At 58.3% G+C, this 22,308-nt stretch carries 12 protein-coding genes; 4 read left to right on the forward strand and 8 right to left on the reverse strand.

Features of this window, described 5'->3' with window-relative positions:
- The first annotated feature begins 170 nt into the window (after positions 1 to 170).
- From EOI86_RS00630 to EOI86_RS00640, 3 genes are all read left to right on the forward strand, one after another.
- Positions 171 to 9,926: a T1SS-143 repeat domain-containing protein gene (locus tag EOI86_RS00630; RefSeq protein ID WP_127763215.1), complete on the forward strand. Its 9,756-nt coding sequence runs from the start codon at positions 171 to 173 to the stop codon at positions 9,924 to 9,926.
- A gap of 175 nt (positions 9,927 to 10,101) precedes the next feature.
- Entirely contained in the window at positions 10,102 to 10,473 is a 372-nt protein-coding gene (locus tag EOI86_RS00635) for a DUF423 domain-containing protein (RefSeq protein ID WP_127763216.1), read from the forward strand.
- Positions 10,474 to 10,570: 97 nt separating this feature from the next.
- The gene (locus EOI86_RS00640) at positions 10,571 to 11,572 is read left to right on the forward strand and encodes a hypothetical protein (RefSeq protein WP_127763217.1); all 1,002 of its coding nucleotides are present in this window, start codon (positions 10,571 to 10,573) and stop codon (positions 11,570 to 11,572) included.
- A 34-nt stretch (positions 11,573 to 11,606) separates the two neighbouring features.
- On the opposite strand, the gene EOI86_RS00645 is transcribed toward EOI86_RS00640, so the two are convergent.
- The 8 genes from EOI86_RS00645 to EOI86_RS00680 all read right to left on the reverse strand — a co-directional run bounded on the left by EOI86_RS00645 (position 11,607) and on the right by EOI86_RS00680 (position 21,628).
- Entirely contained in the window at positions 11,607 to 12,035 is a 429-nt protein-coding gene (locus EOI86_RS00645; RefSeq protein ID WP_127763218.1) for a universal stress protein, read from the reverse strand.
- Positions 12,036 to 12,057: 22 nt separating this feature from the next.
- Positions 12,058 to 14,673 (reverse strand): TRAP transporter permease, encoded by a 2,616-nt coding sequence (locus EOI86_RS00650; RefSeq protein ID WP_127763219.1) that lies wholly within the window; start codon positions 14,671 to 14,673, stop codon positions 12,058 to 12,060.
- A gap of 155 nt (positions 14,674 to 14,828) precedes the next feature.
- Positions 14,829 to 15,806, reverse strand: coding sequence for a TAXI family TRAP transporter solute-binding subunit (locus EOI86_RS00655; RefSeq protein WP_127763220.1), 978 nt, complete (start codon positions 15,804 to 15,806; stop codon positions 14,829 to 14,831).
- Positions 15,807 to 16,292: 486 nt separating this feature from the next.
- On the reverse strand, positions 16,293 to 17,633 hold the full coding sequence (locus EOI86_RS00660) for an aspartate aminotransferase family protein (protein ID WP_127763221.1): 1,341 nt from the start codon (positions 17,631 to 17,633) through the stop codon (positions 16,293 to 16,295).
- Positions 17,634 to 17,679: 46 nt separating this feature from the next.
- A complete protein-coding gene (locus EOI86_RS00665; protein ID WP_127763222.1) occupies positions 17,680 to 18,381 on the reverse strand; it encodes an ABC-type transport auxiliary lipoprotein family protein in 702 nt (233 codons plus the stop codon).
- Between the two features lie 46 nt (positions 18,382 to 18,427).
- Positions 18,428 to 19,561 (reverse strand): MlaD family protein, encoded by a 1,134-nt coding sequence (locus EOI86_RS00670; protein WP_127763223.1) that lies wholly within the window; start codon positions 19,559 to 19,561, stop codon positions 18,428 to 18,430.
- Positions 19,562 to 19,622: 61 nt separating this feature from the next.
- Positions 19,623 to 20,450 carry an ABC transporter ATP-binding protein gene (locus EOI86_RS00675; protein ID WP_127763224.1) on the reverse strand — a complete coding sequence of 276 codons (828 nt, stop codon included), beginning with the start codon at positions 20,448 to 20,450 and terminating at the stop codon, positions 19,623 to 19,625.
- An 8-nt stretch (positions 20,451 to 20,458) separates the two neighbouring features.
- The gene (locus tag EOI86_RS00680) at positions 20,459 to 21,628 is read right to left on the reverse strand and encodes an ABC transporter permease (RefSeq protein ID WP_161973637.1); all 1,170 of its coding nucleotides are present in this window, start codon (positions 21,626 to 21,628) and stop codon (positions 20,459 to 20,461) included.
- 156 nt (positions 21,629 to 21,784) lie between these two features.
- Between EOI86_RS00680 and EOI86_RS00685 the strand changes: the two genes are divergently transcribed.
- Entirely contained in the window at positions 21,785 to 22,303 is a 519-nt protein-coding gene (locus tag EOI86_RS00685; protein WP_127763226.1) for an adenine phosphoribosyltransferase, read from the forward strand.
- Positions 22,304 to 22,308: the final 5 nt, after the last annotated feature.

The following is a 22,308-nucleotide window of genomic DNA, read 5'->3' on the forward strand; positions in this document are numbered from 1 at the left end:
TTATCAATTATTTGGCTCTCACGCTTCAAATGCCCATATGTATTGTCCATAAGCAGTCTCGGCGGACATGCGTCTTGATGATGCGTCTGCTGCATATGTGGCCCGGTTTTTCGGAATGTTTTTTTTCGATTTTTTGGGCCCACAATTGAAAATGGAAAGTATTTCGACAGATGGCCGTAGAGAATTCGATCCCCGTCGCCGGATATACCAATGGTGCGGACAGCGCCTTTGACTATATTTCGGAAAATCACGAACGGGCAGGGTCAGCCCTGGATGTCGCTGATGTGGCGCCGGGTGAAACCGTTCGTATCGATGTGGATCCCGGCCAGGCATTGCGGCCCGGTTTTGATGTCACCGGCGCGACGATTACGCGTGACGGCAGTATCATCACCATCAGCTTGCCGAATGGCGGCACGATTGAACTCACCGGTCCGTCGCCCGATGCCTTTACCGACGACCCGCCCTTGCTTCTCCAGCCGGAGCCGGCCTTTACGGAAATGAAGGCCCGGTTCGAGGCTACCAGCGATGGGGAAGAAAAAGTCGAGCTAACGTCCGCGCAGGATGGCACGGCCCTCGAAGTGCCGCGCCCGCTTCCAGGCGAAACGGACGAGTATGAGATTGAACCCGGGCAGACCGTCATCCTAGGTTTCAAATTGGATGAAGTGGAAGTTCTCCAAACCGAAACCGACATCATTCTTATCTTCGACGACGGCGCACAGATTACACTGTCCGCACTTGTCGGGATGGCGCTTGGGGAGAATCCGCCAAACTTTGTCGAGCCGGGCGGGACCTTGATTTCATCTGCCGAGCTGCTCGAGTTGGCCGGCGATATGACGGCGCTTGCCGAAACCCTGGACGGAATCGAAACGGCCGCTGGTGCTGGTGATGTCGCGCCTGTCACGAATTTCGGCTTCGGTGCGACCTTCGGGGACAGCGGTTTCGATAGTGGCAATGGCCAATCCAGCGGCACCACGCCCGGCGGTGGCGGCGGCGGTGGCGGCGGCGGTGGCGGCGGTGGCGGTGGCGGTGCTTCCGCCTCTGGCGGTGGAGGTGGCCCGGGTCCAGGCCCAGGGCCAATTCCCACGCCGCCCACAGTGGACACAATACCGGAAATTTCGGCGATCCCGCTCACCTTCGGGGAAGAAACGCTCGATGTTGTCATTCCGCCGATCGAATTCCCTGATGCATTGCTGTCGGTTGATTTTGGCGACGATGGGGCCGCTTCCGGCGCGCCGGTCACTTTCGCGACGACCACGCTGACCGATCTTGATGCGCTCAGCCTCACCTCCGGTGGCGACAGTCTCTCCTTCCAGCTTTCCGCCGACGGTACCGAAATCGTTGCGACGGCTGGAACACCCCCGGTGACGGTTTTTGTGGTGGAAATCGTGACGGCAGGGGATAGCTATTCCTACAGTTTTGATCTGCAGGGGCCGCTGGATCATGCCGCCGGGGAAGGGGCGAATACGCTCGCCTTGCCGATCACGGTCCAAGCAGAGGATGCGGACGGTTCGACCGCATCGGCTTCGTTCGACGTTACCGTCGTTGATGGCATGCCGAAAGTCGTGTCCTTCGGGCCGACCTTGTCTGCTGAAAACGCCTCCGTCGACGAAGACGATCTTGCTGCTGGATCCGATGGCGGCCAAGCGACAGTTGTCTCAGGCAGTCTGGGCCTGACCGGCGATCTGATTACTCTGGATTATGGAACGGATGGCCCGGCACCTGGTGCGCCGGATGCGCTTAACGTTGGCGATTTCGATCTGGTTCTATCCGGAACGCCGCCGGAAGGTTTGACGTCAAACGGCGTTGCGGTGACCTACAGCGCCTTTGATCCCGCGACCGGAACGATTACCGCGTCCGCGGGCGGGCAAACGGTGTTTACCGTGACCGTGAAAGCCGATGGCACCTACGATTTCAATTTGATGGCGCCGCTCGACCACCCGACAGGCGCCGGTCAGAATTCTCTCGATCTGGGCTTTACAGTGACGGCTTCTCCGTCGGCCGCGACAATTGCAAGCGTTCTCGATGCGGATGGCGATGCCGTTTCCTTGGACGGGGACAGCAATATCAGCCGCGGTTTCTCGGTCACCGTTGTGGATGACGTTCCGAGCATTGCCGAAAACGACGCATTGCAGGTGAAAGAAGCCAGCGGACAGGCGATCGGCGGCGATGTCCTGGCATCTGTCACTGAGGGGGCGGATGGCGTGACCCTCACCGGTTTCACCTATACCGACGTAAATGGTGATCTGCAGGCCGGCACATTCGGTACGCCGGTGGCGACCCAATTCGGTACGCTGACAGTGAATTCAGACGGAACCTGGTCCTACACGGCGACGAATGCCGCTGATAACGACGACGTGCCGGAAGCCGACGGCTTCATATATACGCTGACCGATGCGGATGGCGATGAAGTGACCGCAGTCCAGGCAATTGAAGTTCTGGATAGTGGCGCACCGGCCCTCAGTGCAACAGGGGCAACGGTCGACGAAGCCGACATCACCGATACGGCGGGTCAGGATATCTCCGTCACCTTTGGTGCGGACGGTGCCGGTTCGGTCACTTTGGCGGATACGACGGCGGATCTCGATGCGGCGGGCTTCACGTCAAATGGTGAGGCGGTCACTTTCAGCCTGTCCAACGATGGTTTGACACTTATTGGATCGGCGAACGGCAGCACCGTCGTGACGATTGCGATCAGCGGCAACGCCACCGACGGATTCCGCTACGATGCGACCCTGACGGGCGCGCTGGATCATCCGGCCGGTGATGCGGATCTGTCCTTGCCGATCACCATCGTCGCCACGGATGGCGACGGGACGCAGACCAGTGCCGGCGCATCAATCGCGATCACGGACGATGGTCCGGTCGCTGCGAATGACGCAACCATTGTCGTGAAGGAATCCGCCGGCCCGATCGGTACTGACCAGGGTGCGGCGAACCTGTTGGCGAATGACGACATGGGTGCGGATGGCGGGGAACTCGCCTCTTTCACCTATACGGACGAAAATGGTCAGTCCGCAACGGCGGACGCCGGATCGACGGTCGATACGCAATATGGCTCGCTCACTGTCAACGCGGATGGCACTTGGTCCTACACGCCGGGTGCGGCTCCGAACAATACCTCAGGCGCGTCCGACGGATTTACCTACACAATTCGCGACGCCGACGGTGACGAATCGACCGCGACGCAAGGCATCACACTGACGGATGATTTCGCCCCGGTTGTCGATTTTGGAACGGGCAAGAAGGACATCTTCCTCCATCTGGATGAGGATGATCTGGCAGCAGGTACGGACGGGACCGGCCCGACGACGGTTGGCGATACCATCCTGGTCAAGGTTGGGGCCGACGGTCTGGAATCGGTCACGATAGCCCAATCAACTGTCGACATACTGAACCAGGCGACATTGAAGTCCGGCGGGTCGGATATCGATTTCACCTTGTCGGCGGATGGTACGGTAATGACCGGCACTGCCGGTGGTGAGACGATCCTGACGGTGGCCGTCACGGGCAATCCGACCGATGGCTTCCGTTTTGATGTAACTCTCTCGGGTCCGATCGACCATCATCCGGCTTTTGGAGAAAACTCCACAGGCACAATGCCGCTGACCTTCGTCGCAACGGATGGAGACGGGACCACAGGCCAGGACCGCGCTTTCCTGTTCATCAAGGATGACGTTCCGACATTGACCAACGATACGGTGGTGACGGTTGCGGAGTCCGGCGGGGTCGCGACGACGGGTGACCTTCTGGCAGGCGCGGAACTTGGCGCGGATGACGGCAACGGTCTGTCGGTTTCCGGTTTCACCTATACGGACGACACCGGCGAGACGCAGCAAGGCGTTCTGGGTCAGGAGATGGATACCCAGTACGGTAAGCTGACCGTTAACGCGGACGGCACGTGGAGCTATACGGCTGACGAGGCGGCGGATCAGACCGATGGACCGGTGGCCGACGACTTCACCTACAGCATTGTGGATGGTGATGGAGACGTCGCCTCTGCGATCCAGAATATCGACATCATCGACAGCGGTTCGGCGCCGACGATCGACCCGGAAGGGGATGTTTTCGGCGGCACGGTTGCGGAAGCCGGGTTGGAAGACGGTGCGGTCGTTCTGACCCAGCAGGCGGAAGTCGCCTTCGGGCCGGACGGTCCTGCCTCGGAAGATCCGGTCGTGTTCTCGGCCGATACTGTTTCGACGCTGACCGATCGCGGCCTGACGTCCGCCGGGACGGCATTGTCTTACAGTGTGTCCGAAGATGGCAGGACGGTCACCGCAACGGCCAATGGCGGGACGGTGTTTACAATTGAACTTGGTAATGTCGCTTTGGCGGATGCCGAAGGAAACGCGACCTACGATTACACGTTCACGCTGGAATCCCCGCTGGATCACACCGGCGCGGAAGGCGAGGCGATCGACGGTATCCTCTTCCCGGTTGTCATCACCGACGGCGACGGCACACAGACGGCAACCGAGGTTACAATCAATGTAACCGACGATGCACCGGGTGCCGCCGACGACGTGTTGGTGTCGGTCCAAGAAGCTTCCGATGCTGTCGGCACGGATTCGGGCGCGGATAATCTTTTGGCGAATGATGACTTGGGGGCCGATGGCGGCGAACTTGTCTCCTTTGCCTATACGGATGGCAATGGCCTGCCGGCGACGGCATCGGCCGGCAGCACGGTTGCCACGCAGTTCGGGTCGCTGACGGTTAATGCGAACGGCACGTGGTCTTACACACCGGGCGTCGCCGCGAACAATGCAGGCGGGGTCTCTGACGGCTTCACCTATACGGTTCGCGACGCGGACGGCGACGAAGCCAGCGCCACGCAGGGGATCACGATCACTGATAGCGGTGCGCCGGTGTTGAGCACCAGTGGCGCCACGGTCGAGGAAGCCGACATTACCGATACGGCGGGTCAGACGATCGAGGTCACCTTTGGTGCGGATGGTGCTGGTTCGGTCACTTTGGCAGATACGACGGCGGATCTCGATGCGGCGGGCTTCACGTCAAACGGTGAGGCGGTCACTTTCAGCCTCTCCAACGATGGTTTGACACTGATTGGATCGGCGAACGGCAGTACCGTTGTGACGATTGCGATCAGCGGCAATGCTTCCGATGGGTTCCGGTACGATGCGACCCTGACGGGCGCGTTGGACCACCCGGCGGGTGATGCGGATCTGTCCCTGCCGATCACGATTGTTGCCACGGATGGCGACGGCACGCAGTCGAGTGCCGATACCTCGATCGCCATCACGGATGACGGTCCCGTTGCGTCTGACGACGCGGCGGTTACGGTTGAGGAAGATGCCGGCGCGGTCGGCACGGCCCAAGGTGCGGCTAATCTGTTGTCGAATGACGATCTTGGCGCGGATGGCGGCGAGCTTGCCGCGTTCACCTATACGAATGCGAACGGCGAGTCTGCGACGGCGGATGCCGGATCGACGGTCGATACGCAATATGGTTCGCTCACCGTGAACGCGGATGGCACTTGGTCGTATACGCCGGGTGCAGCGCCGAACAATGAGGCAGGCGCGGAAGACGGGTTCACTTATACCGTCAGAGATGCGGATGGCGACGAGGCGACGGCGGTCCAAAGCATTACGCTGACCGACGATCATGCCCCGGTGGTCAGCTTCGGCCAGGGCAGTGACTTCACAAGGGTCGGATTAGACGAAGATGATCTGTCGACAGGTACGGACGGGACCGGCCCGACGACGGTTGGCGATACCATCCTGGTCAATGTGGGGGTCGACGGTCTGGCGTCGGTGACGATCGCGCAGTCGACGGCAGACCTGCTGAACCAGGTTACTCTGAAGTCCGGCGGTGAAGACCTCGAATTCTCAATTTCCGAAGACGGGACTGTGATGACCGCTACGGCGGGTGGCGAGACGATCCTGACTGTGACTGTGAGCGGCAACCCGACCGATGGGTTCCGGTATGACGTGAGCTTGTCCGGTCCGATCGACCATTATCCGGCCTTTGGTGAGAATACGACGGGCACAATGCCGCTGACCTTCGTCGCAACCGATGGCGACGGAACGACAGGTGAGGCGAGCGCTTACTTGTTCGTCAAGGACGATGTGCCGACATTGACCAACGATACGGTGGTGACAGTTGCGGAGTCCGGCGGAGTCGCGACGACAGGTGACCTTCTGGCAGGCGCGGAACTTGGCGCGGACGACGGCAACGGGCTGTCGGTTTCCGGCTTCACCTATACGGACGACACCGGCGAGACGCAGCAAGGCGTTCTGGGTCAGGAGATGGATACCCAGTACGGCAAGCTGACCGTTAGCGCGGACGGCACGTGGAGCTATACGGCCGACGAGGCGGCGGATCAGACCGATGGTCCGGTGGCCGACGGCTTCACCTACAGCATTGTGGATGGTGATGGAGACGTTGCTTCCGCGGTACAGGCGATTGAGATCATCGACAGCGGTTCAGCGCCGACGATCGACCCGGAAGGGGATGTTTTCGGCGGCACGGTTGCGGAAGCCGGGTTGGAAGACGGTGCGGTCGTTCTAACCCAGCAGGCGGAAGTCGCCTTCGGGCCGGACGGTCCTGCCTCGGAAGATCCGGTCGTGTTCTCGGCCGATATTGTTTCGACGCTGACCGATCGCGGCCTGACCTCCGCCGGGACGGCATTGTCTTACAGTGTGTCCGAAGACGGTAAGACGGTCACCGCGACGGCCAATGGCGGGACCGTGTTCACAATTGAACTTGGTAATGTCGCTTTGGCGGATGCCGAAGGCAACGCGACCTACGATTACACGTTCACGCTTGAATCCTCGCTGGATCACACCGGCGCGGAAGGCGAGGCGATCGAAGGAATTTTGTTCCCGGTCGTCATCACCGACGGCGACGGTACCCAGACGGCAACCGAGGTTACAATCAATGTAACGGATGATGACCCGGTAGCTTCTGACGATACCGGTGTCTCGCTGCAGGAAGGCAATTACTCCGTCGATAGCAATGTCATGGACAATGACGATGCCGGGGCCGATGGCGGTGTGCTTGTGTCTTTCACTTATACGGATGCGGATGGTGTCGAGCAGACGGCGCCCGCGGGTGACACGGTACAGACCCAGTTGGGCACCTTGACGGTGAATGCCGATGGCAGTTGGAGCTTTGACGCGGACTTGAACGCTGTCGGCGACTTGACCGCGGCGGCAGATGCCGGGTTCACCTATGTCATCCAGGACGGCGATGGTGATACGGCGTCGGCGACCCAAGGCATTACCATTGATGCGCCTTTGGATGCGCAGGCTACCGTCACCGTGTCTGCCGAAGGCGATGAAGACGCGATGATCCCGTTGGTGATAACGGTGGACCCGATTGGGGAGTCGGAGTTCCTGCAGGTCGTGGATGTCACGATTTCGAACCTGCCGGCGGATGTCACATTGTTCGACGCGAGCGGCATCGAGATTGCCGTCATCGATGGATCGGCGACCGTGGGTGTGGACGCGCTGCAAGGATTGCAGATCCAACGCGGTGCGAATATCAGCAACGACATTCAAGGCTTACAGGTTACCGCCCGGGTCGAGAATATAGCGCTTGGGACCACGACCGACTCGGTTGCGACGGGTACTGTTGTTGTTCATGCGGTTGCCGATGACCCGACGCTGACGGCTTCCGCAACGGTGGTCGACGATGCGACGGGGGCCGGCGGCGGCAACGACAATGGTTGGGGTAACGGCGATGACAATGCCCCGGGTGGAAGCGAGCACCATAACAATGCCGAGAACGCCGGTGGGAACGACAACAACATGGGCAATTCCCCCGGCAATAGCGGCCATGGGGCCGGCGAGGGGGCTATCGCCGGGACGGACAGCGCCGATGTCATGCGCGGCACCGCAAACGATGATGTAATACTCGCCGGCAGTGGCGACGACACCGTTTATGGAAGAGGTGGTGACGACGACATCAAGGGCGAAGCCGGTGATGACGTTATCTATGGCGACCATTATGCGGGGACCGGTGATATCTCGTTCGAGATTAGTGCCGGCCTGACGGATCTGGATGGTTCGGAAAGCCTGTCGCTTACGATGAGTGGCCTTCCCGATACGGGAACGCTGAGCAACGCACAGGGCGATATCATCCCGATCGTGGGCGGAATCGCCGTTCTGACCGGCGTGCAGTTGAATGGTCTTGTCCTGACGGTGGATGCGGATCAACCCGCTTTCACCGTAACGGTCGAAGCGCAAAGCACGGATACAGATCCGGACGACGGTGCAACGGACCAATCTGCGGTCGTCACCCGTGTCTTGGAAATCGTGCCGAGTCCCGCCGGTGAAGCGGGTGACGATACCCTGCAAGGCGGGGGTGGCTCCGACGTCATTTACGGCAATGATGGCGATGATGTCATCCAGGGCGATGGTACGGGAACCACGACCAGCGCGTTGGGCGGCAACCTTCTCGTCAACGGCGACTTCGAGGCTGGAGTCACAGGAGTCGGCGGGAATCTGGACGTGCCGGGATGGCATGTGCATGACAGTCTGGTTGAGGTTCGTCTTTCCCGCATGGGGGGGGATGACAGAGGCAATCAGGTCATAGATGCCGAAGGTAAAGGGTTCACAAAGATTTCCCAGTCGGTGGACGGATTGGAACCGGGCCAGGCCCTCCATCTAAACTTCGACACGGCGGGCCGACGTGGCGCCAACCATCAGGAAGCAGACGGGTTCCGTGTGTCCTGGAACGGCGAAGTGGTGGCGGAAGTTGCCGACTTGCATGGAGTATCAACATTTTCCTTCGATCTGATTGCAGGTTCCGGCGACGGTACCGATACGCTGATGTTCGAAGGAATTGGTGATTTTAGCAAAAAAGGCGCGCTTTTGGACAATGTTTCCCTGCGCCCGGTGACCGACATTGAGAATGTTCCCGGTGACGATCAATTGCATGGCGGGGCCGGCAATGACGACGTCGCTGGAAATGCCGGTAATGACTGGATCGTCGGCGGGACGGATGATGGCGAAATCGACGTTCACAGCACATTGGACGCAACCTTTGTCAGTTCCAGTGCCGGCTATAACAATACCATCGGTTATTACGTAAAGGGCGAAGACGGTGAGCCAACGGTCGGGAAGGTTCTTTGGGCCAATGCCAACGATACGGATCGGGGGGATACCGAAAGTATTGAACTCGATGGGTTCGATGCCGATCAGGTTGGTTATTTCCTGATCCCCGATGGAGCGCGGCTGAACCACGGGCTCTCAGACGGTGACAGCGTTACCTTTGGGCAGAACGGTCAGGGCGAATGGGTCGTCGAGCAAAACGGCAACACCCTGAACGGCCGTGGCTTCGATGCCTATTATTCGGATCAGAGTCTGAACCCGGATGGCTTGGACCATGTAGAAGAATTCCGTGAATGCGGCGTTGATGTCACAGGCTTTGAGGATCTTCCCAATTTGGGCGATCACGATTTCAACGACGTTATGTTCTCCACGGAAGAAGAATTGCTTGTCGGCAACTTCGTCGGTGGAGACGATCTTTGGGGTGGTGAGATCGGCGGCGAGGGCGATGGAGAGAAGGACGTTTTCTTCCACGCCAAGGGCGATGGTGTCGATACGATCCACGACTTCGAAGTTGGGATCGATCAACTTGTCCTAAGTGGCTACGACCCGAACGATGTGAATTTCATTGCCGATGGTAATGACACGATTGTTCATTTGGGTGATGACGACGCGGTGAAGCTAGTGGGCGTATCTGCCGACGCTTTTGCCGGCGGCGGCGGGGCAGTGGTCCACGATGCAGATACGGACGGTAGCGGCGCCCTCAATGTGGAAGAACTGGTCAGCATGAAAGAAGACCTTTTTGCTGATGGCGGATCATCCAATGCGCCGCAAAGCGATGATGCGAGTGTCGTGTTCGTCGCACCCATCGAGCCCGGTATTCTGGATGGCGGCAACAACAATGACGGCAACGTCTAGCCGCTATCTTTGAGTTGTCCTCGGGTCTACTCTCTCGAGGTTTTCCCTGGGGCCGCTTTATGCGGCCCCTTTTTTTTCGGATGCGGTTGAGACAATCCGTCCATGGACGGGACAGCCGATAAATGGCTAGTTAAATGCTGGATTCAACATTTTGTGTCGAAAGGAGAGGGCGCCGATGAGATGGGCTGTCCTTCTGGCCGGATTGAGTGGGGCTTGTGCTGTGGCTATGGGGGCCGGGGCGGCGCACGGCCTGTCCGGCCGTCTAGGGCCTGAAGCCTTGGGTTGGGTGCGGACGGGTGCCGAATATCAATTATGGCATAGCGTGCTGCTTGCCGCGATCGGTCTGTTCGGCACGCGTGGTAACGGGTTCACGATTTCAGCTGTCTTGTTGGCTGTTGGCATTCTTGTGTTCTGCGGCAGCCTTTATGTCATGGCCTTTACCGGCTTGCGTTGGCTGGGGGCGGTAACGCCCATAGGGGGTACAGCGATGATCGCCGGGTGGCTCGTTCTGGCTTGGGCCGGGTGGCGCCACACCGGTCCCCGGTAAATCCCGCGATTTATTGATGCCCCAACCGAAGCGTCGTAGACTCGTTAAAATTTTCAAGTCGCGGTCAAATCGCGATCCAGGCTGAAAGGCTGGGTGGATGGGTATTTTCGCAAATAGCAGGCAGGCCAACCCAAGTCGATGGCGCGTTATCACCGCTGTCGCGGCATTCGCTTTGCTATGCGGCTGTGCCGAAAGGGCTTATTTAGCGGATGATGGATGGCGGGGAACCGTGTCGGGCTTGTCGAGTGACCAGACCCCTGTGCAGGCTTATGTGCCAAACGGTACTGGCACCGATACAGCAAATGAAGACCCGGGCGCCGGCGCGTCGATCTCTGCTTCAGACTACGATGCCTGTGTTATTCAGCGTTTGTCCGGTGGGGACGAGCCGACGGCAAGCGAGTTGCGCGATGCTTTTACCTGCATAGGCGCAAGTCTCAATCTGAGCTTCAGTAAGAGCGGCCATATCCTGGCACGGAGCTACAGCAATTGGACCCGGGTCACGTCGACACCGTTTTTCAGTGAAGCCATCGGCGACCGGTACGGTGTGGTCTACGCGAATGCGCGGGCCTTGGGGCTGGACGGACCGATCAATCATTTTGATCGCGGGTTTCCTGTTGGATCGACATTGGCCATTCCCACCTTCACCTTGTCTGAGGAGGGAAAAGTTGCGGGCGGACCGTTGATCCTCGTTGAGAAGATGGAACCCGGCTTCTTCGCGCTGCAGGGGAATTGGCGTTACACCATCGTGGCCGCAGATGGACATATCGTGGCCGCGACTCGGGGGGGCAATGAAGAGGATGTCTCAATCTGCGCCGATTGTACCCATTCGCAAACGGATTTGTTGTACGCCACGCTGCTGAACGATGGAATTGAACCCTACGCGGAAGGGGCCGGACCGGTGTTTCCGTCACAGGACACTTACGGCAGTTCCGGTGGTTTGGTCGCGCCAAGTCCAAACGACGCCCAAGTCGACAGCGAAATAGGCGCCCCCGGCATCGGCACTGTCTTGGACCCTAACGCAAGCGTGTTTGATCCCAATGCGCCACTTGATCCGGACGCCCCAATATTCGATCCGAATGCGCCGACTACGGATGGTTGAAGCGCTCCCCAGTGAATGCTGGGGCAATGAACAATTATTCCCGAACGACGAGCACAGAACACTTGGCATGGCGGACGACCTTTGCGGCGGTCGGGCCAAGCAGATAATCCTGCATTTCAGGCCGATGTGATCCGATAACGATCAGGTCGGATTTGGTTTCCCGGGCAAAATGCAGGATTTCGTCATAGGCCGATCCATGGCCGACGATGTGCTGCACTGGAATGTCATCGGGAATGTTTTTCTTTGAAAATTCATGCAGTTGCTGCCGGATCTGTTCCATCAGCTTCGCAGCGTGTTCTTTCGGGAAGAAGGAACCCACCAACGAAGATCCGAAGTCGGGCACCACGGTCAGCAGGTGAATCCGTGAGCCGGAGGTATGCGCGATATGTACGCTCTCGGGCAAGGCTTTCCGCCAGGAAGATTCATGGACCAGGTCGACCGCAAGCAGAATGTCTTTATACATTTCGTTTCCCCAATCGACGGTTCTAGAAGGCCGGAACGTCGGTTCGACGCCGCTGCAACATGATGATCAAGGCGAGGAACAACAGGGCGGGCACATAGAAGACCTCTTTCACAACCCGATCGGCCTCACGCGATACTGAAAGGATCGCCCAATCGAAATCGATCTTCTGTTCTTCCGCCCAGGACCCGAAGCCGACATTGTCGACGATCAAGCGGTCGCCGTCCGGCAGAAGTTCAAGGCCAATTTCCTTCAGGCGTTCCTCGCCGCTTGCAGGTGGTCCCACGGGGAGTTCCACGGTCCTGGTTTCGATTTTGCCGTTATCGAAGTTCTCGTATTCGAAGACGACCCGAATGTTCTCACCTTCGTCGACGCCTTCGGCGACCTCGTAGACCTTCTCCGCAGCCAAGGTTTCATAGGGCGGTACGATCATATCCAGCCAGAATCCGGGCCTGAACAGGGTGAAGGCGACAAGCAGCAGGACGACGCTTTCCCATATCTTACACTTGGCAAAGAAATAACCCTGCGTGGCCGCCGCAAATATCATCATGGCGACCGTCGCAGTTATGAAGACGAAGATTGCCTCCAGAATGGTGACGTCGATTAACAGCAAGTCTGTGTTGAAGATGAACAGGAACGGCAGCGCCACTGTCCTGAGAGAATAGTAAAACGCGGTCAATCCTGTCTTGATCGGGTCGCCGCCGGATATCGCCGCGGCGGCAAAAGACGCCAAGCCCACCGGCGGGGTCACATCGGCCATGATCCCGAAATAAAACACGAACAGGTGAACTGCGATCAACGGCACGATCAACCCGTTCTGCGCGCCAACATCGACCACGACGAAAGCCATCAGGGACGAGACGACGATGTAGTTTGCCGTTGTCGGCAGGCCCATGCCCAGGATCAGACTGAACACGGCAACCAACACCAGCATCAGGATCAAACTGCCACCAGATAGGAATTCAATGAAATCGCCGACAACCTGATGTGCCCCCGTGAGGGAGATGGTGCCAACAACGATCCCTGCGGCGCCGGTTGCGACCGCAATGCCGATCATGTTTCGTGCGCCGGCGATCATGCCATCCACGAAATCGCGAACACCCCGGCGGAACTCGCTATCCAGCGCGCCTTCCTGCCTGAAGAAGGATTTCAGGGGATGTTGCGTGAACATGATGAAGACCATGCCCATCGTCGCCCAGAAGGCGGACAGGGCAGGCGACAGATGTTCGACCATCAGGCACCAGATCAAGACAATGATCGGGATCAGATAGTAAAGGCCCGCCATGGCGGTGGGTTTCGTTTCCGGCAATTCCGTGACTTCGGAATTGGGGTCGTCGATTTCCAAGTCGGGATACTTCGCGGCGACGGAAAGAAGCGCGACATAGGTGATGACGAACAATACGGAAACCGCATAAATCGTGGCATCGCCGAAGACATCCTTCGTCCAGCCCAGCCCGTAATACATGATTGCGCAAAGCGCCGCGAAGCCCACGAAACCGCCAAGCACACCTGTAAGGCGGCGCAGCACCGTTTGGGCCGGGCCAGGTCTCGGGAGACCTTGCATACCGGCTTTCAGGGCTTCGAGGTGGACGATATAGAGCAGCGCGATATAGCTGATCGTTGCCGGCAGGAAAGCGTGCTTCACGACATCCAGATAGGATACGCCGACATATTCGACCATCAGGAAGGCGGCGGCCCCCATGACAGGCGGCATGATCTGACCGTTCACGGAAGACGCGACCTCGACCGCGCCGGCGGCTTCCGGTTTGAAACCCACACGCTTCATCAGGGGGATGGTGAACGTGCCGGTCGTGACCGTGTTGGCGATCGACGAGCCCGAAATCAACCCGGTCATGGCCGACGACACGACGGCCGCTTTGGCCGGGCCGCCGCGCAGATGGCCCATAAGGGCAAAGGCGATCTTGATGAACCAATTACCCGCGCCTGCCTTGTCCAGCAAAGACCCGAACAGAACGAACAGGAAGACCAGTGACGCAGACACATTCAGCGCAATGCCGAATACACCTTCTTCCTGCATCCAAAAATGCCAGAGTGCCTTGCCATAGGAAGCGCCCTTCCACTGGACGACTTCCGGAATGAAAGGCTGATCGCCAAAGAAGACATAAGTCAGGAAAACACTGGCCACGATCAACAAGGGGAAACCAAGGGCTCGATAGGTGGCGATCATCATGACCACCATGCCGATCGTGGAAACCACCAAGTCGGTCACCGTCGGCAGACCAGCGCGGTTCGATATCCCTTCGTAGAAGACAAACATGTAAAGGCAGCATGCGGCGCCGGCGAGCCCCAGGATCCAATCGTACCAGGGCACTGAGTGCCGCGGCGACGACGCAAAGAGCGGATAGGCCATGGCGGCAAGGAACAGAGCTACCGCTAGATGGATCTGACGAGCAAATGGGATGACATCGGTAAAGAACTTGATGTCCGTAAGTCCGCTTAGGACATAAGGAACGCTCGATGCCGTATAGATGTGGAAAACCGACCAGGAAAAGGCCACGATCGCCAACATCAATCCCACGGGACCCTTTGGATCGCGCGCCCCGGTATCGGTAGAGGCTACGAGATCTTCGAGATCGATATTGCTGGCACCCTTGCCGGATGCTTGGCCGGTATCACTCATGAAGGTCCCCTATTGCGTTCAGTACGGAAGATCGAGGTGTTTTGAAAAGGTACGAACAAATATTCTTGGATTAGCGCCTGGAAACTGACTGTTGGCGGAAGGAAAACCGGGAAGGCACAACAACAGCACCTTCCCGGGAGACCTTTAGAACCGTCTTACATTAAGCCGAGTTCTTTGTAGGCTTTTGCCGCGCCCGGATGCAGCGGGGCGGACAAGCCGTTTTTGACCATCGCCTTTGCGTCCAGATGGGCGAATGCCGGATGCAGTTTCCGGAAGTCGTCCAGGTTTTCCATCACCGCTTTCGCGACGACATAGACGACTTCTTCCGGAACGTTCGCGGACGTCACGAAGGTGGCGCCGACACCGAATGTCGGGATATCGTCCGGGTTGCCGCGATACATGCCGCCGGGGATGGTGGCCGGTGCGTAGAACGGATTGTCAGCGATCAGTTTCTTGGTCGCCGCATTATCCACCGACGCGAAGACGACGTCGCAAGTTGTCGCCGCTTCGGTGTTCAGCGCTGCGGGGTTGCCAACAGCCCAGAAGAAAGCATCGATCTTGTTATCGCAAAGTGCCGCCGGCGTTTCGGCCGACTTCAACTGCGACGCCAAGGCCAAGTCGTCATTCGTGTGACCCATTGCACCCCAAATAACGTTCCAGGTCGCTTCGGTGCCGGAACCCGGGTTGCCGATGTTGACGCGTTTGCCGACAAGGTCGTCGATGCTTTTGATGCCGGACTCTTTGCTGGCGACGATGCTGATCGGTTCCGGGTGAACCGAAAAGACTGCGCGGAGTTCCTTGAACGGACCCTGGTCTTCGAATTTCGAAGAACCGTGATACGCGTGGTACTGCCAGTCGGATTGGGCGACACCGAATTCAAGCTCGCCGGCGCGAATGGTGTTGATGTTGTAGACCGAACCACCGGTCGACTCGACCGAGCAACGGATACCATGCTCTTTGCGTCCACGGTTCACCAGACGGCAAATCGCGCCGCCTGTCGGGTAATACACCCCGGTGACGCCGCCGGTGCCGATTGAGATGAATTGTTGTTCTGCTGCTTCCGAATTGGAAACCGCGCCGAGCGTCAGCGCGACGGCAGCCGCCGCTCCGATTGCTCCGAATCTCTTTAGCATTTTGGTACTCCCTTTCTCGTTCAGAAATGCTGGTAGCCGGTTACGGCTATATGCCGATGCGGCTGGTCGGTCGGCCGGGAAGCCGACTGAACTTTGGCGAACAGCCGAATTGAACGGCTGTCCGGTGTAACCTTGACATTGGATCGCGCCGATTTGCCGCGAAACGGGGCTTGCATAGGCGCGCCGGTTGAGAGCGGAGTCTATCCCCGTTGCCCCGACTTATTGCGGTTGGGGCACTGCAAATGGTGACTGGGACCGGGATAATGCGCGATGCATAAATCCACAGTGATTTGGGATTGTATGCTCCCAAAGAACCACTCCACTGTTCTGCCGGTGTTATTGATTCCGGGCGTATTATTGTATGCACGAACTATGAACTGCTCATAAGCAGGCCGTCAATGCCGGGGCGCCCCTTGTTGCGACACTTTATTCCGTAAGCCGTCGGCAGCCGTCATGGAGGATGGAAGTTCGACCCGTTGGGCTACTTCAACTGGAGAGACCGGCCTCCGCGAAAGCGGCTTTCATTGCATCGTCCAATTTACCAACGATTTCTTCTACATGGCTGTCTTCAACTATGAATGGCGGTGCGAGCAGAATATGGTTGCCGCGCTTGCCGTCGATGGTGCCGCCGCCCGGATAACACATTAAACCAAGGTCCATGGCGTGTTTTTTTATCTTGGCATGGATCTGAACCGCCGGCTCGATGGGATCCTTCGTTCCCCGGTCCGCGACGATCTCCAGCGCCTGGAACAGGCCACGGCCGCGGATGTCGCCGACAAATGGGTGGTTGCCGAAGCGGGCGGTCAGCGCATCGAAGAGCTTGGCGCCTTTTTGACGGACATTCTCCAGAAGGTTCTCTTCATCGATAACCTTCTGCACGGCCAACGCCGCCGCACAAGCGGTCGGATGCCCCATATAAGTATGCCCGTGTTGGAAGAAACCTGATCCGTTCCGGATGGTGTCGTAGATTTCGCCGGTGCATAACATGGCACCAATGGGTTGGTACCCGCCTCCCAGCCCCTTGGCAATTGCAGCAATGTCGGGGGCGACGCCGTCTTGTTCGCAGGCGAAAAGCGTACCGGTGCGCCCCATGCCGCACATCACTTCGTCCAGGATCAACAATATGCCGTGCCGATCGCAGATTTCACGGATCCGCTTCAGGTAGCCCTCCGTTGGGGCCAAGGCGCCCGCGGTGGCGCCGACCACGGTCTCAGCAACGAATCCAATGACGGTTTCCGGTCCCAATTGGCGGATGCGCTCGTCCAACTCATCGGCGATACGCAGGCCATATTCCTCCGGTGTCTCATCCGGGCGCTGGTCCCGATAGGCATAGCATGGCGGGACATAGTTGGAATCGATCAGGATTGGGCTGAACTGTTCGCGCCGCCACATATTACCGCCGATTGCCAAGGCGCCCAACGTGTTCCCGTGATAACTCTGCCGCCGTGCAATGAAATGGCGGCGCTCGGGTTCGCCCTTTTCGATGAAATACTGCCGGCCCAATTTCAGGGCTGCTTCCATGGCTTCCGACCCGCCGGAGACCATATAGACGTACTGCAAATCTCCAGGTGCGCGGGCAATCAAGTGATCGCTAAGTTCTTCCAACGCTTGATTTGTGAAGAAACCGGTGTGGGCGTAAGCCAGTTGATCAACTTGGTCCTTGATCGCCTGAACGACTTTGGGATGGCTGTGCCCCAGGCAGGACACGGCCGCGCCGCCGGAAGCATCGAGATAACGTTTTCCGTTGGTGTCGAGGATATAGACCCCGTCACCCTTGGCGGCGACGGGCAGCGTGCCCTTCGAGGACCGGTGAAACACGTGCGACATGAAAGGCTGCTCCTTACGCGGGTTGCCTATGTGTTCCCGCGATCTCCTACTCGTCGTGGAATTTCGCGCCTTCGGTGATGGCCCAACCGACTATGCGCTTCAGGGTTTTGCCGAGGGCCAAATCGAAAGCTTTTACGATTGCCACCATTTCCGTGCCTTCGGAGGGGATCAAATAATCGTAGGTGATCGATGCGACAATGGTTCTTTCAGGCATTTTGACCAGCTTGGCATTGATGCGGGTGCGGACGTCCGGCGGCTCGCCCTCTGCCTTGCCTTCATATTCCGCCTGAAATTCTCGCAGTTCCGTCGCCAAAATGAAATCGGCACGCAGGCCGACCGCCTGACGCCCGACCGAAACGATTTTTTCCGAATTCTCAAAAGATTCAATCAACAGACGCTGGACCATCTTTGGGGCAGCGTCGGTCCAGGCGGCATTGGCGAAATACTGAAGTTCGATCTGGCTTTGGCGCAGAGCGATACGGGAGGAATTGAGTCCGGCCGCGGCGATCGGTGAATCTATCAGCAATTGCCAATCAACTACTGGCAGGTTCTTGTCGAAAGTACTTTTCGGGGAAAGGACGAAAATGCGTGGCGGCGCGCCCGATCCCGGAAGCTTCAGCGCACATCCCGCCACCAAAACTGCCAAGGCGCAGCAGACGACAATGGCACGCCCGAAACCTTGTCTGCGGGTTGGGTGGCTTTCGTTTCGCGGCCGACCGCCGGTCTCGAAAATCCCTGCCTTGCTCATATCACTCTCCCCACCAACCTAAAGGTTCTCGACCTTGAGGCCGGTATCATTGCGCCTGGAAACCTTCCGACTGATCGCCGAAAAGGAAACGCGCCGGATCCCGTTCCAATTCATTTGAAATTCGCGTCAGAACTTGAACCAGGATGCGAGATTCCGCGATCAATTGGGTAAATTCATACAGACCGCTATTCGAGAATTCGGACAGCGAGTCTTCATTGTTGTCGATAAGTTCAGCAGCCTCTTTTGCGGCATTGCCGATATTCCGGGCTGCGAACCGAAGGTCCCCGGCGATTTTGTTGAATTCGCCCATCGAAATTGTCGCTGATTCAGCCAAGGGCCCGACATGCGGACGAAGGTCATTCACCAACCCCTCGGCTCTCTCCATCGTTCGGCCAGTCTGTTCTAGAACCGGGATCCCGGTGCTGACGAGGGTCTCCGATTCGACCACCAGCGCATCAACATCGATCAAAGTCTTTTCCGCCAGAGCAGCTATGGACTCGCTGCGCTCTGCGAAAGCGCCAATCAGTGTTTCCGCCTCTTTCGCGGTAGCCTGGACTTGCGTCAATGTGTTGCCGCCTTCTTTCAGCAGCCGCTGAATATCGTCGGAACTGTTTGCCAAAGCGCCGGTGAATCCCGTCAGGTTGGTCAGTATCTGCGTGATGCTGCGTTGGTTCTCAGTGCTCAAGATTCCGTTCGCTCGGTCGACCAGCCCGATAAAACGGTTCAATAATTCGGGCGCTTTCTCGAACAATTCTTCTAGCTGCGACGGTGTCGACGGGATGACCGGGTATTTCTCTCCCGGTTTGGATCGCAAGGTCGGCGCGTCGTTCGTCCCGCCCGAAAGCTGCACGAAAGCCACACCTGTCAGTCCCTGGAATTCAAGGCTGGCGGAGGCGTCTTCCTTGATCGGCGTATCGGAGCCTACTTCAATCGTGACGCGGACCTGCTCCACATTGTCGGGATTGATCTCCATCTGGGTTACGACACCCACTGGTATGCCCCGGTAGCGAACAGGGTTGCCGGTCTTCAGGCCGGTCACCGTGCCGTCGAAGTAGATGTGATAGCGCTGGTTCTCAGTGTCGAATTCTACATCGGCCAGCCAGACGATCGCCAACACGATGCCGACCATGAAAGCCAGCACGAAAGCGCCGACAATTGTGTAACTCGCCCGGGTTTCCATCTAGCCTGTCTCTCCCCAGCACATTTGCGGCGTTCCCTTTTCTGTCATGATCCACGCTCCCTCATGCGGAAACACGGGATGCCTTGGCATCCAACGCCGCGCGCGCCCTTGGTCCGTGGAAATATTCGTGCAGCCACGGGTCGTCGTCGCGCAAATGTTCCGCCATGGTAGCAACACGCACCTTCTTGTCTATAAGGGCGGCGATCCGGTCGCAGATGGCCGCCAGGCTGTCCAAGTCATGGGTGACCATGAAAACCGTCAAACCCAAGCTCTTTTGCAGGGACAGGATCAACTGGTCGAAGGCCGCAGCGCCGATCGGGTCCAGTCCGGCCGTCGGCTCGTCCAGGAAGACGATTTCCGGGTCGAGGGATAGCGCGCGCGCCAACCCAGCGCGCTTGCGCATCCCGCCTGAAAGCTCACTCGGATACTTACCGGCGGCGTCGGGCGGTAACCCTACCATGGCAATCTTCAATTCCGCCAATTCGTCCATCAACTCCTGCGGCAGGTCCGTGTGCTCGCGCATGGGCACCTGGATGTTTTCCGCAACGGTGAGGGAAGAGAAGAGCGCTCCGTCCTGGAAAAGAACGCCGGTCCGTGTCCGTAAAGCTTCCTTTGCCTGATCGGTCAGAGACAGGACATCCGCGCCTAAAAGCTCGATACTGCCGGCGGTTGGGCGTTGCAGGCCGACAATCGTACGCAGCAGAACGGATTTACCCGTTCCCGAACCGCCGACAACACCAAGCACTTCGCCCTTGGTCACATCCAGATCGAGGTTGTCGTGGATAATCTGCGGGCCGAATTGGGTGCGAAGTCCCCTGATGCGGATGACTGCTTCATCGGACCGTTTGGCCTCAACTGTAAGTCCGGGAGGGGGTGCTGCTTCCGTCATCCTGCCCCCTAAATTCCGAGAACGGAGAACATGACCGAAAAGGCCGCTGTCGCCACGATCACCAGGAAGATGGCTTCGACGACTGAGGTCGTGGTCTGTTTGCCGACACTCTCGGCGCTGCGTTGAACTTTGAACCCTTCGAAGCAGCCAACCACGGCGATGATATAAGCATGCACCGGGGCCTTCACCAAACCGACCATAAAGGTCTTCAGGTTCACTGCCTCCTTCAATTGCTGGACGAATTGTAGAGGCGTCATGTCGAGAACCAGCATGGTCATCATACCGCCGCCCAGCAATCCCATCAGGTCGGCCCAGAAGGCGAGAAAAGGCAGCGTGATAACCAGCGCCAGAACCCGCGGCAGCACCAATACTTCGACGGGGTCCAGGCCCAGGGTGCGTAGGGCGTCCAATTCCTCATTCACCTTCATCGTACCGATTTCGGCCGTGAAGGCAGAACCGGAACGGCCTGCGATCACGATCGCAGTGATCAGGACGCCGGCTTCGCGCAGGACGAAAATACCGAGTACGTTGACAGTGAAAACGTCCAATCCGTAAGCCCGGAACTGGTCCGCCATCAGATAAGCCAAGGTGACGCCGATCAGGAAAGAGAGCAGTCCAATGATCGGAATGGCGCGCAGGCCGGTCAATTCCAGCTGGTTGACAATGGAAATCGGTCGTAGCCGAGAAGGGCTTTTGACAGCCCGAAGAAATGAAACCGTCAGCATGCCGACGAAGTTGGTCAACTCACGCCCTTTCGAAAGGGCGGCGATGGTTGCTTCACCGGTAATTTCCAGCAGTCGAAGGGGGCTTGTAGACTTGGAATGGATCGACTCGTCCGGGTTCGCGACCGCGCCTTCTACCAGATGCATCAGGGGCGCATGCTGTTCTTTTAGGTTTTCTAATGTGGGGGCGGCGCCATTCTTCTTCAGGTCGACCATCAAGCCGTGGATCAGCCAGGCCCCCGATGTGTCCATAACGGAGACTTGCGTAAGGTCGATGCCGACCTGGCCCTGCGACGGCAGGGACAGGTCCGCGATCTGCCGGCTCAATGCCGCAGCGGTCGGAACCGACCAAACGCCGGACAACGCCAGAACGGGCTTGCCCGCTATGTCGCGCAGTTCAATCGAGCCAGACTTGTGCCCGTGACCGTCCCTGCCTGTCCAATGCGTTTCGCTCACCAATATCCCCTGCGGAAGTTCCTTTTCCCGCGGCCCCAAATCCGCATAAAACCCCCGATACTAGTCATAAACTATGTCGCGTTGCCCGTCACGGCGCAGCTGTCTAGGATCAACCGTTCGGCAGACTATGCCATGTTAGCAGGGGATCGGAATACCATGGATTTGAAACAACACATTCGCACAGTTCCCGATTTCCCGAAACCGGGGATAGAGTTTTACGATATCTCCACTCTCTTGGCGCATCCCAGGGCGTGGCGCGCCTGTGTTCGCCGTTTGGCCGACGCGGTGGACGATATGCAGCCGGACGTCTTGGTGGGCATCGAGTCCCGTGGATTTCTGACGGCCGCGCCCCTGGCGTTGGAATTGGGACTAGGCTTCGTCATGGTCCGGAAGAAGGGCAAATTGCCGGGTGAGGTGGTCCACTATGAATACGGCTTGGAATACGGCACCGACACGATAGAGATCCAAAAGGATGCGATCGAGTCAGGCCAAAGGATCGTGATCCTTGATGATTTGCTGGCGACCGGTGGCACGCTCGCGGCCTCGGCTGCTCTTTGCAAACAAATGGGCGGGGATGTCCGCGGCGCAGTCTGCATCATCGAACTGACCGACTTGAAAGGCCGGGACAAGATCAACATCCCGTTTACCAGTCTTCTGAAATATGAAGGCGGCTGAGTACC

Origin of the sequence: Hwanghaeella grinnelliae, from assembly GCF_004005845.1 — a bacterium.
In the GTDB taxonomy this organism is placed as follows: Bacteria; Pseudomonadota; Alphaproteobacteria; order UBA8366; family Aestuariispiraceae; genus Hwanghaeella; species Hwanghaeella grinnelliae.